Raw genomic sequence first — 12,385 nt, 5'->3', positions numbered from 1 at the left:
TATAGAGGCGAATGACGAACCCTGCAATAACGCACCGGCCGCCCACAAGCGTCATTCCGGGTGGAGCCGTCGGCAGGCCGCGCGGCGGAATACAACGATGTCACTTGTAGGGGTCTGCGGCGTCCCGCAGGCCGTCGCCGAGGAAGTTGAACGCCAGGATGACGAGAATGACGGGGAGGATCGGCAAAAGCAGCCATGGATAGAACGCGATCACGCTAACGCTGCGCGCCTCGGTGAGCAGGATGCCCCAGCTGGTTATCGGCGCCCTCAGGCCGAGCCCGAGGAAGCTCAGCGCCGTCTCGCCCAGGATCATGCCGGGTATGGAGATCGTCGCCGTCGCGATCAGATGCGACATGAAGCCGGGAATGAGGTGCCGCCGGATAATGCGGCTGCTGCTGGCGCCCATCAATTGCGCGGCCAGAACGTAATCCTCCTCGCGCAAGGCTAGAAGCTTTGAACGCACGGCCCGCGCCAGTCCGGTCCAGTGGAGCAGCCCGAGGATGACGGTGATGCCGAAATAGATCAGGATCGGACTCCAGGTTATCGGCATGATCGCCGCCAGAGCCAGCCAGAGCGGAATGCTGGGGATCGATTGCAGAACTTCGATTATCCGTTGAACGATCAGGTCGAAGATGCCGCCGTGATAGCCGGCCAGCCCCCCGATGACGATGCCGAGCAGGAAGCTGAAACCGATGCCGACCAGGCCGATTGTCAGTGAAATGCGTGCGCCGTAGATGATGCGCGAGAGCACATCGCGCCCCAGCCTGTCGGTGCCGGCCAGGAAGAGCTGGCCGTTTTCGGCAGGACAGACAAGATGCCTGTCGCCTTCGATCAGGCCCCAGAACCGGTAGCTGTCGCCCTTGCAGAAGAAACGGATCCGCTGAACATCATCCTGCTTGTCCATATAGTTCCGCTTGAGCGTGTCCATATCCAGCGTCATCTCGCGGCCATAAACGAACGGCCCGACAAACTGGCCGTTGTGGAACAGGTGCACCCACTGCGGCGGCGAATAGATGTAGTCCATGTTGCGCGTGTGCAGATTGTAGGGCGCCAGGAACTCGCAGATCAGTATCCCAAGATAAAGCGCTGCCAGGAATATGCCGGATATGAGGGCAAGCCGGTGCCGTCGGAATTTCCACCACATCAGCCGCAACTGCGACGCCTGGAAGACTTTCGACTGCTCAGGCGTCATCGCCTCGACCGACTGCAGGTCAAAGGGCGCAATGGAAACGTAGTGTTGTAGTGGAGCACCCGGAGCGGGCAGCGGCGATTGCGTATTCATTTGGTGCTCCCGCCCTGCAAACGAATTCGCGGATCAAGCAGCGCCAGCGCGAGGTCGGAAATCAGGACGCCGATGACCGTAAGGAAGGCGAGGAACATCAGGAACGACCCTGCCAGATACATGTCCTGGCTTTGCAGCGCCTTGATCAGCATCGGCCCGGTCGTTTCCAAAGACAGCACGATCGCCGTGATTTCGGCGCCGGAAATGATGGCCGGCAGAATAGAGCCGATGTCTGAAATGAAGAAATTGAGCGCCATGCGCAGCGGATATTTGACCAGCGCCTTGAAGGGATGAAGGCCTTTGGCGCGCGCGGTCACGACATATTGCTTGTGTAGCTCATCGAGCAGATTGGCGCGCAGCCGCCGGATCATGCTTGCCGTGCCACCGGTGCCGATGATCAAGACCGGGATCCAGAGATGGGCGAGGATCGACTTCGCCTTGGCCCAGCTCATCGGCTCGCCGAGATATTGCTGGTCCATGAGATGGCCGATGGACGTGCCGAACCAGATGTTGGCGAAATACATCAGGATCAGCGCCAGCATGAAATTCGGAATGGCAAGGCCGAGAAGACCGAAGAAAGTCAGGCCGTAGTCGCCCCAGCTGTATTGATGGGTGGCTGAGTACATGCCGATCGGAAAGGCGATGAGCCAGGTGAAGATGATCGTGACGAAGGAAACCAGCACGGTCAGCCACATTCGGTCCCCGATGACGTCGCGAACCGGCAGCTCATATTCGAAGGAATAGCCGAAATCACCGTGCAGCATTCCGCCGACCCAGTAGAAGTAGCGAATGACCGGCGGCTTGTCGAAACCATACTCCTTGCGCATCATCTGGATGCGATCGGAATCCACCGCTTCGCCCTGAGCCCGAAGCTCGGAAACATAGCTGTCGAAATAGTCGCCCGGGGGAAGTTCGATGATCGTGAACACCAGCGCCGATATGATCAGCAGCGTCGGAACCATCACAGCAATGCGCCAGACAATATATCGAAGCACGCTCAGGACTCTCCAAGCCAGAATGTGTCCATCATATAGACACCGAAATAGGCGGTCGGGTCGTAGCTGTAGAGCGCCTTGTCAGGCAGATTGCGCAGCCGCGAGGACGCCAGAATCGGCTGATGCGTTCCGTTCACCGTGCCGATCGAAAACACCTGATCGGTGTAGATCGACAGCATTGAATTCCAGATTTCGGCGCGCTCAGCGGTTCCGGTCGAAGCGTTCCAGCGCTTGAGCAAAGCCATCAACTCGACGACAGACGGAAGATCGGGCGCCTCACCGAGCGTGCCATGGGACAGGTAGTGAGCACCCCAGAGCGGCCATTGCAGCTGGTCGTCCATGGTGGGAGCCAACTGGTACGGATTCATATCGGCGGTCGGCACGCCATTGTCGATGCCCGACCATATCGACATCATGATCTCGCCGCCAAGCGCGCGGCTGCGGAAGATGTCGCGCTGCGAAGTCCGGACGAACAGGGCGAGGCCGATCTCGCGCCAGTGATCGGTGATAAGTTCGAGCGCGTCGGTTTCCAGTGTGCTTTCGCCGGCCGTTTCCACGATGATTTGCGCCGGGCGTCCGTCGGGAAGTATCCGCAAGCCGTCACCGTCACGCGTCTGAAGCCCGACCTCATCGAGCAGCGCATTGGCCTGGTCGGGATCATGGGCTACCCAGGCTTTCGCGAATTCCGGCCGGTAGAGCGGGCTCTCTGGCAGGACCGTATCGGCACTTTCCTGCGCCAATCCGTAGAACACCGCCAAATTGATCTCGCGCCTGTCCACAGCAAGCGAAAGTGCGCGACGCATGCGCACGTCACGAAAAAGGCCACGCCACACCTGGTCGGCACAATTCAGATTGGGCAGCAGCGCCAGCCGCGAACCCTGTGTGCGTTTCCACAGATGCATCTTCACCGGGTAGCGCTTCTCCGCATCCTTCAGGAAGGAGTAATCGGCAAAGTCAATTCCCATACATTGCAGGTCGCTCTCGCCGGCACCGGTCTTGGCGGAGATGATCGCCGACGAGCTCACATTCATGATTACCCGGTCAACATAGGGCAGTTGCCGGCCATTCTCGTCTATTCGATGAAAGAACGGGTTTCGCTCGAAGACAAACTGCTCGGCCGGCGGCTTGGTCCGGTTCTGCCAGGGATCGAGCGTCGGCAGTTCCGGGTTCTCCGGGCGATACTGCCGAGACATGCGGATATGCAGGAGCGTCCATTTCTTGGCCCTGTTCTCCTCCATCAGGCCGGCGAGCCGGAATGGATCCTGGTATTTCTTGTGGAACTGCTTGAGATAGGCGGCCGGCAGAACAAGCGATAGCGGCGAAGCGGCAGCGAGCTTGGGCAGGAAGTCGGGATTTGGCGCATCCCAGCTATAGCGGACCGTCAGCGGATCGACGATCTCGAAGCGTGGCGGCTTGCCGTCCGCCAGCAGCGTCGGGGGGAGCCCGCCTTGCGTAAGCTCATCGTTCAGCCAGACATCTTCCCAGCAATAGCGAAAATCCTCCGGCGTCAGCAGGCTGCCGTTAGACCATTTATGTCCTTCCCGTATCTTGAAAGTGAAGACGCGATCGTCCGCCACGTCGAAACTTTCGAGAATGTCGGGTTGCAGGTTGAGCTTTTCGTCATAGCCGACCAGGCGAGCATATCCGTAGATGGTCATCAACCGGATATCTTTCTGGCTGCCGATGATCGTGCGCAGCGTGCCGCCATACTGGCCGGGCTGCCGGCCCATTGCAGCGAGGTTCACCACGCGCGGGCTCTTGGGCAGGCGTTTGGCGAGTGCCGGCAGCGCCAGGGCCTTCAGCAGCGGCTGAAGAAATTCTGGCTCCAGATCGCCGGCGTGCAACGTGCTCGGCACAAATGCCGAAGCCAAGAGGCCGAGGACGGTGCGCCGGCTGATCAATGGCGCAGCTCGCTGACATCGGCCGAACGCCGGGCCAGCACGAGGTGGCCGCCGCCAAGATCGAGCGGCGATAGCATATCGTCGCTGCCCTCGTCGCGGAATTGCGGTCCCCAGGCGCTACTGTCGGAAGCGCCGCTGAGCTTCAGCGTCTTGAAATCCATCGGCCTGTCGAGATCGGGGAAAGGCACTGCGGCGACCAGTGAGCGCGTGTAGGGGTGGATCGGTTTCCTGAGCAGGATTTCGCGCGGCGCAAGCTCGACGATACGCCCGCCGCACATCACGGCGATGCGGTCTGCCATGTAGTCCACCACCGCCAGGTTGTGGGATATGAACAGGTAGGTCAGTCCCAGTTCCTTCTGCAGATCCTTCAGAAGGTTCAGGATCTGCGCCTGGACGGAGACGTCGAGCGCCGAAACCGGCTCGTCGCAGATTAGCAGTTCAGGCCCCAGCGCTAGCGCGCGCGCGATGCCGATACGCTGACGCTGCCCGCCGGAGAAACTGTGCGGGTAACGTTTGATAAAGCGCGGATCGAGCCCGATTGCCTGCATCAGGTTCTTGACCATGGCTAACCGGGACGCGGCATTGCCGCGCTGATGGATTTCCAGCGGCTCGCTCAAGATGTTCTCCACCGTCATGCGAGGTGAAAGCGACGAAACCGGATCCTGAAAGACCATCTGGATTTTCGCGCGCAGCATGTGCAAGGCCTCTCCCTCGCCTGCCAGGACGTCGATCGGTCCCTCGCGGCTGTTGAAGATCACAGAACCACCGCTGGGAGTGACGGCCCGCATGAGGATCTTGCTGACGGTGGTTTTGCCGGAACCGCTTTCGCCGACCAGACCCAGGCATTCACCTCGCCTGATGTCGAAGCTCACACCGTCGACGGCGCGAACAGAGGTTTGATGATCCCCGCCGAACCATCCGGACTTGCGGATGGTGAAGGTCTTTGTCAGATCCCTGACCGACAGCAGGATGTCGTCCGGCCCCTCCGATGCCGGCGCGGTCTGCTTGCCGAGCAGGTTTCCGACATTCACCGGCACCTCGCGTAGCGCCTTTAGCCTTTCGCCAGGCTTCAGGTCGAAATGCGGAACGGCTGCCATCAGGCCCTTAAGGTAAGGATGGCCTGGCCGGCGGAATATCGCCTCGACAGGTCCCGCCTCCATGATCTCGCCATGGTACATGACCACCACCTCGTCGGCGACATTGGCGACCACGCCGAGGTCGTGCGTGATCAGCAGCATCGCCATGTTCAGCTTGATCTGAAGCCCGCGCAGCAATTGCAGGATTTGCGCCTGGATGGTGACGTCCAACGCCGTCGTCGGCTCATCGGCGATCAACAGGGCGGGCCGGCAGATAAGCGCCATGGCGATCATGGCGCGCTGACGCAATCCTCCAGAAAGTTCGAAGGGATACATGTCATAGGCGCGCTTGGGATTGGGAAAGCCGACGAGGCTGAGCATTTCCTCGGTCCGCGCCTTGCGCTCCGCCCGAGCCATGGGCGTATGAATCTGCAGGGATTCGCTGACTTGGTTGCCGATCGTGTGGAGCGGCGACAGCGATGTCATCGGCTCCTGAAAGATCTTGCCGATGCGGCTGCCTCTCAACGCCCGGATTTCGGGCCCATCACGCGACATCTTGAGAATATCCTGCGTCGTGCCGGGCTTTTCAGGATCGGAGAACAGGATCCGGCCGCGAACATGGGCTGTGTTCGGCAAAATGCCCATCACGGCTTGGCTGAGAACCGATTTACCGGAACCTGACTCGCCCACAAGCGCGGTAACCTTACCGGGCAGGACGCGAAGATTTGCGCGCCTGACGGCATGCAACGGCCCCCCCATGATGGCAAAAGAGATGCCAACGTCTTCGATCCGCAGCAGATCGACACTCGAATTCATTCTCACACCAGCCCCACTCTGGCAGCTCCCCAGAAAGCGAGACTAGCGCATTGTCAGCGCAGAGCAACTTGGATTCGAAGCGGTCGCCAGTGGCGGAACCGACGACCAAACTGGCTACCAAAGGCGATCGGGCCAGATCGCGGCGGTTTACTGGAGCTTACTCGGGTCGCCCGCCGCCATCCGCGCGGCATCGCGATGAAGCAGCATGACCTGCTCGGCGTCCGATCTTCGGTCGTGAATCGGCTCCGGCGCACCGTCTTCATCGGGTACGAGGGCTCCCGACAGATCGGGTGAAAGCACCATCAGCTTCTGCTTGATGCCAGCCAGTTCCTCGTGGCCGAGCGTCAGCCAGCTGTTGGCGCCGCAATAGCCGGCGAAGTCTTTGCTGGCCAGAACGCTGTGCGGATATTTCTTGGTCAGGGTCTGCAGGCGCTGGACCTCGTTCACAGCCGAGCCGAAGACAGAGAATGTGAGCCGGTCTTTAAGCCCGACATTGCCAAACATCACATTGCCGACATGCAGGCCGATACCGAATTTGATGTCTGACAACCCCTGCTCCTTTCGGCGCAGGTTGAGATCCATCATGCGCGCGCTGGCCTTGTGCGCGGCCGCAAGCGCAGCCTGGCAGGCGATCTCGGACTGCGAACGGTGCCTTTCGCAAGGGTAGACGGCAATGAAGCCATCACCGATGAAACTCATGATCTGCCCGCCGTTGCGATTGAAAGGTGCGGCAACGGCGTCGAAAAACTGGTTCAGCGTATCGATATAGACTTCGCGGCCGGAGGTTTCGGCGAGCCTCGACGACCCGCGCATATCTCCCATTACCAGTGCGGCCCGGATTGTATCGCCCTCGCCGCGCTTGATCTGGCCGTCAAGAACGCGCCTGCCAGCGTCGCCGCCCAGATAGGTGGTCATCATGTTGTCGGCGAGCTTGGTGAGCACCGCCATCTTGGTGGCGATAGCGAGATGGCTCTGGATGCGCAGCAGCGCCGAAATCATGCTGTCGCTGAAGCCCGCGGCGCTGTCGGTCGACCAAGATCCCATCATGCCCTGACTGGCGTTGCCGCTGAAGGGATGGACGAAAGCCATGTAATCGGTGATGCCCATAAGCCGGAGGTCATCGAAAACAGGAAACTCCGACACCACCGACGGGTCGAGCCGGCGTCGCAGATGGTCGAGCTTATTGCTGAGCAGATGGTAGTATGGGCTGGTCAGGAATCTCTCAGACGGCACACCGGCCTCCTTGCGGAAGCCTTCCACTTCCATGCCCTGGCCGCGAACCCAGGTGAAGCCAAGCGCGTCATAGAGCGGGTGAAGCATCGAGAAGCTCAAATGCACCCGCTTCAGCGGCAGGCCGGCAGCAGCCAGCCGTTCGCAAAAGCCATTTACCAATGTTTCCAGGTCGTTGCCCGCCAGCGCCGATTCGTTCAGCCAATCGGCAACCTTATCCATGAGAATGGTGGAAATTTCTGCGTACGATGTGCTCATGCTATCTCGAAACCCGTCGGAAGACGGAACCATTATCCTCTGATCTGCCATAACACAGTCCGTCAACGACCCAACGATAAGACACCCGAAGTCAACAAGGCCGGCCTCGGCGGCAAAAGCGGCGAAGAATATCCCGGATGACTATCCTTGCGGCCAAGGGAAGGCATAAATGCAACTGTATTCGGTGGCGTTATGTGGCGAGTCAGCCGACGGAGTGCAACCACGATCCTGACACCGCACAAGAAATTCGCCGGCTCAGATGCCGTCAGGCCTTTAGCACTGTCTCTCGGTCCAGCCCGAGGCGGCCAAAAACATTGCGTGTGTCGACGATTAGAGGGGCGTGATCGGCGATCGTCTGATAGTCGATCGCGTCGTGGTCGGTTGCAACGACGACAGCATCGAAATCCTTCAGAGCCGCCTCGGTCAATTCGACCGAGCGGCGCCCCTTGATCGCCATATGCTCCCGCGTGGTCGGTATCTCGGTAACATGCGGATCGTGGAACTCCGCCTTGCCGCCCCATTCCTCGATGAGTTCAATGAGCCGCAATGAGGGGCTTTCGCGGATATCGGGCACATTCTTCTTATAGGCGAGCCCGACGATGAGAATGCGCGAGCGGCTGAGCGCCTTACCACAGCGCCGGTCCAGCGCCTTCGCCAGTTCATCGACCACATGACGCGGCATGGCCGTGTTGATCTCTGCCGCCAGCTCGATGAAGCGGGTCGGCAGTTCGTATTCGCGTGCCTTCCACGTCAGGTAGAAGGGATCGATCGGAACGCAGTGCCCGCCAAGTCCGGGGCCAGGATAGAACGGCATGTAGCCGAAGGGCTTGCTCTTTGCCGCCTCGATCACCTCCCAGATGTCGATGTCCATCGCACCGAGCACGACCTTCAACTCGTTGACGAGTGCTATGTTGACCGAGCGGAAGATGTTTTCCGTCAGCTTGACCGCCTCGGCGGTCGCCGTGGTGGAAACCGGAACGACGGTCTTGACCACGCCCTGGTAGAAAGCCTGCACGAGCGTCGCCGCTTCAATGCCGTCGCCTGCCACGACCTTAGGGATCGTCGCGACTTCGAAGCTGCGGTTGCCGGGATCCTCGCGTTCGGGCGAGAAGCCGAGGAAGAAGTCTATCTTCGACCGCAAGCCGGTTTCTTCCAGTATGGGCTTGATCACGTCATCGGTGGTGCCGGGATAGGTGGTCGATTCCAGCACGACCAGCTGGCCGGGACGCAGATGCTTCGCAATGGTGCCTGCCGTGTTCCTGACAAAGGAGAGATCCGGCTCACGGTTTTTCGTCAGCGGTGTCGGAACGCAGATGATGATGACCTCGCACACGGCCAGTTCCGCAAAATCCGCAGTGGCGCGGAACCGTCCGCTCGCCACCTGGCCGGCAAGGGCTGTCGACGCCACCGCCTCGATGTAGGATTGGCCGTTGTTCAGGCTCTCGACCTTGTGGGCTTCGATGTCGAAGCCCGAAATCGGGAAGCCGGCGCGTGCGACCGCAACCGCCAGCGGCAATCCGACATAGCCCAGTCCGATCACGCCGACTTGTGCAGCGCGCGTCGAAATCCGGTTTAGAAGATGGTGATATATCGATCGTGAGGCGTCCAAAAATCTGCTTTCCCGTCAATTCGGACAGGCTGTCCGTTCCCGTGGCGAGGCTCACTTGGTCTCAAGGACCATGGCCGAGGCATATTGCGGAAGATCGGTTTCCGCAAGCCGTCATCAAACCGGAACCTTCGCCTTCAGGCTTGCGGCAGCCCTCGCATAGCCGCCGGCCGCGCCATCGATGAAATGAAGGTGGTCGCGCTGCAGCGGCGAAGCGACGAGGCATGTCATCAAGGCCGATTTCTGGCGGTGCAGGCCATAGGTGCAGATGCCCGCCTCTTCCGCCTGTTTCAGCCGGTTCTCGATCCGTTGCAAGACGTCCGAGTCAACGTCGATGGTCATCTTCAAGCCGTCGTCGAACTTCCGGAAATCCGAATTGCTGGCCACGTCGCGTTTGTAGACCTTCGGATCGAACCGACCGATCGTCCACCCGAATCGATCGGCAACGGCCGCTAGCGTCAGCAGGAACAATATCCACAGCTTCGACAACCACCGCCGTCCTGCCGGCGCCACGGCCCTCGCCTCGAGATCGAAGCCGGCGGGCGAAAAACTGTAGGCCGGCCCGTTCACCGGCACTGGATGGCCATCGCGTTCCTGCCTGCCGGCAAGGGCAATGATGTCGGAAACCAGAGACTGAAAACCGCGCAAGTCGCGCGACGGACCCGGTATGGCTATGATCGAGACGATGTCGCCATGCCGTGCTTCGATCGGGTTCCAGCGGCAGGAGAGGCCGGTCAGATCCGGCCGCGCGCCGGCCGGCGCAGGATCGACGCGGTAGCGCCCGGCTTTCATCTCGGTTTCCGCCCAACTGCCACCACCGCCGGCGAACATGGCATAGAAGACCGCTTCGGAGGCTTGGAACCTCGCCACGCGAACGTCGAGACCTTGCGCTCTTATATCCTTTATCGGCACGATTGCGGCACGCAAGGTCAGGTCCAGTTCGTCCGCCACCCATCTCTGGACAGCCGCCAGCGCGTTGCGCGTGATCTCCAGGACCGAGCCTGGAAACGCCACGAGCGCGCCGTCGCCGCCGAACACAAAGGGAAGATCTTGCCGACCCAGCGCATTCAGCAGCGCCGAAATGACACTGGCGCCGGCCATATTGACGGTTTTATAGCGCCCAGCCTCGATCGCCTTGGTCGAGCCGACAATGTCTGCGGCGGCCAGCGCCCAGTCATCGGGGAGAGGCCGATAGTTGTCGATATCCGCAACGCCTTCGAACTTTGCGAAAACCGGCAGAGAAGCCACAAACGGGTCGGACGCGGCAGCTGTTTCCATGGGCATCAGATAGCACATTCCACTGCTTGAAGGGTGAAGTCTATCATGCTGCGAAATTGACTTGCGCCGGCTTTCCGATGATAGGGTCCGGCAATGCGAATTGCCTTCTACGCGCCGCTGAAGTCACCCAATGATCCCGTTGCCTCCGGCGACCGCCAGATGGCACGGACGCTGATCAAGGCGCTGCAGCACGTGGGGCATAGCGTCGAACTGACATCCGAATTGCGCTTCTATCTACGCGAACCGGAGCCGAAAAGTTTCGATGCGCTCAAGATCGAGGCCCGAGAGGAAGCCGCGAGGTTGACAAGGCTTTGGGATCGTGACGGCAAGCCCGATCTCTGGTTCACTTATCATCCCTATTACAAGGCACCCGACCTGATCGGGCCCGAGCTGGCGGCGGCCTTTGCTGTCCCCTATGTGACGGCGGAAGCCTCCTATTCGAGGCGGCGCAACGCCGGTTTGTGGGGTGATACGCAAGCGTTGGTAACGCGAGCCGTCGAACAGGCGGCACTGAACATCTGCTTTACGCAAAGGGACCGCCAGGGACTGGCGGATGCGGTACCCGGCGCCACTTTCGGCACGCTTTCGCCCTTCATCGACACATCGGCATTCCGTGAAATGCCGGCACGGGGTTGTCCGACGCGCCTTGTTACCATCGCCATGATGCGCCGGGGCGACAAACTCGAAAGCTATCGCATGCTGGCGCAAGCGCTCGGTTCGATCGGTCACCTGCGCTGGACCATGTCGGTCGTCGGGGACGGGCCTGCCCGTGACGAGGTTAAAGCGCAATTCGCTGGCTTGCCCGCCGACCGTATCGAATGGCTTGGCGCGATTGAGCCGGCCGCCGTGCCGGATGTCCTCTACAGTGGGGGAATTTACGTCTGGCCGGGTTTCGGCGAGGCCTATGGTGTTGCCTATCTTGAAGCACAGGCCGCCGGCCTTCCGGTGGTGGCTCAGGACATCGCCGGCGTGCCGGAGGTCGTGCGGGATGGCCAGGCCGGGTTCCTCACCCCGCCGGGCGATGTGACGGCGTTCGCTTCTGCCATTGAAAGGCTTCTGGCCCGTAACGACGAAAGAACCATCATGGCCGCAGAAGCCAGACGTTTCATCCTCGAGGAGCGCTCGCTCGATACGGCGGCGGCGCGTCTGGCCGAACTTCTTGCGAAGATCCCGGTCTCATGACATCCGATCCGATCTGGCAACCCTTGGTGGAAGAACTGGCGCGCTGGCAACGGGCGGACCGCAAGGCAGAATTCTGGCTGCGCGACGATGACGCCGTGGATCCGACGCTTGCGCTTGATCGGCTGCTCGACCTCACCAGTGAATTCGGGGTTCCGGTCGCTCTGGCCGTCATTCCAGCCCTGACTGATGAGAAGCTTGTCGTCCGGCTTGACGAGGCGCCGCATGCCACGGTCGCCATCCATGGCTGGGCGCACCGAAATCATGCGCCCGAGGACCAGAAAAAGCAGGAACTCGGGCCGCATCGGCCACCCGAGGCGGTGCTCGATGATCTGGCTCGCGGGCTCTCTCGCATAACCGGCTTGCACGGCGCACGTGCCCTTCCGATGCTGGTGCCACCCTGGAACAGGATCGACGCCGGCTTGGTATCCGACCTTGGGTCGATAGGATTTTTGGGACTGTCGGCCTTTGGGCCGCCGAAGCCGGCTTCGCTGGCGGTCATCAACAGCAATGTCGACATCATGGATTGGCATGGCACGCGCGGCTGCCGCGATCATGGCCTATTGGTTCAGGCCGTCGCCGCGCAATTGCGGCATGCATTCGACGGCGGCGAACCGGTCGGCCTGCTCACCCATCATCTCGTCCATGATGAATCGGCCTGGCTTTTCCTCGAACGGCTCTTCGCCGTCACCGCACGCAATGCAGCCTGTGCATGGCATCCGATCAGGACATTGATCGGGCGCAGCGCCAGCAGAGGAAAGTAG

Annotated in this window: 9 protein-coding genes; 2 read left to right on the top strand and 7 right to left on the bottom strand. The window is 60.7% G+C overall.

Annotated features, from left to right (window positions below):
* Positions 1-100: 100 nt before the first annotated feature.
* The 7 genes from LB526_RS09815 to LB526_RS09785 form a co-directional block, all read right to left on the bottom strand.
* On the bottom strand, positions 101-1,282 hold the full coding sequence (locus tag LB526_RS09815) for an ABC transporter permease (protein ID WP_224545064.1): 1,182 nt from the start codon (positions 1,280-1,282) through the stop codon (positions 101-103).
* Positions 1,279-2,277 carry an ABC transporter permease gene (locus LB526_RS09810; RefSeq protein ID WP_095765758.1) on the bottom strand — a complete coding sequence of 333 codons (999 nt, stop codon included), beginning with the start codon at positions 2,275-2,277 and terminating at the stop codon, positions 1,279-1,281. Before LB526_RS09810 ends, LB526_RS09815 begins: the two co-directional genes overlap by 4 nt.
* 2 nt (positions 2,278-2,279) lie before the next feature.
* Entirely contained in the window at positions 2,280-4,178 is a 1,899-nt protein-coding gene (locus tag LB526_RS09805) for an ABC transporter substrate-binding protein (protein WP_224627442.1), read from the bottom strand.
* A complete protein-coding gene (locus LB526_RS09800) occupies positions 4,175-6,070 on the bottom strand; it encodes an ABC transporter ATP-binding protein (protein ID WP_224627441.1) in 1,896 nt (631 codons plus the stop codon). The genes LB526_RS09805 and LB526_RS09800 overlap by 4 nt, the downstream gene beginning before the upstream one ends.
* Before the next feature lie 147 nt (positions 6,071-6,217).
* Complete coding sequence (locus LB526_RS09795) at positions 6,218-7,558, bottom strand: adenylate/guanylate cyclase domain-containing protein (RefSeq protein WP_095765761.1); 1,341 nt, start codon at positions 7,556-7,558, stop codon at positions 6,218-6,220.
* Between the two features lie 265 nt (positions 7,559-7,823).
* Positions 7,824-9,167, bottom strand: coding sequence for a nucleotide sugar dehydrogenase (locus tag LB526_RS09790; RefSeq protein ID WP_224627440.1), 1,344 nt, complete (start codon positions 9,165-9,167; stop codon positions 7,824-7,826).
* Between the two features lie 114 nt (positions 9,168-9,281).
* A complete protein-coding gene (locus LB526_RS09785; protein WP_224627439.1) occupies positions 9,282-10,460 on the bottom strand; it encodes a DUF3095 domain-containing protein in 1,179 nt (392 codons plus the stop codon).
* A 75-nt stretch (positions 10,461-10,535) separates the two neighbouring features.
* Here LB526_RS09785 and LB526_RS09780 point away from each other — a divergent pair, with 75 nt between their 5' ends.
* On the top strand, positions 10,536-11,624 hold the full coding sequence (locus LB526_RS09780; protein WP_224607073.1) for a glycosyltransferase family 4 protein: 1,089 nt from the start codon (positions 10,536-10,538) through the stop codon (positions 11,622-11,624).
* The gene (locus LB526_RS09775) at positions 11,621-12,385 is read left to right on the top strand and encodes a polysaccharide deacetylase family protein (protein ID WP_224627438.1); all 765 of its coding nucleotides are present in this window, start codon (positions 11,621-11,623) and stop codon (positions 12,383-12,385) included. Before LB526_RS09780 ends, LB526_RS09775 begins: the two co-directional genes overlap by 4 nt.

It is taken from the genome of Mesorhizobium sp. CA6 (assembly GCF_020165035.1).
In the GTDB taxonomy this organism is placed as follows: Bacteria; Pseudomonadota; Alphaproteobacteria; order Rhizobiales; family Rhizobiaceae; genus Mesorhizobium.
Note: the sequence above shows the minus strand (reverse complement) of the source record. Positions and strands in the feature narration are given on the sequence as shown.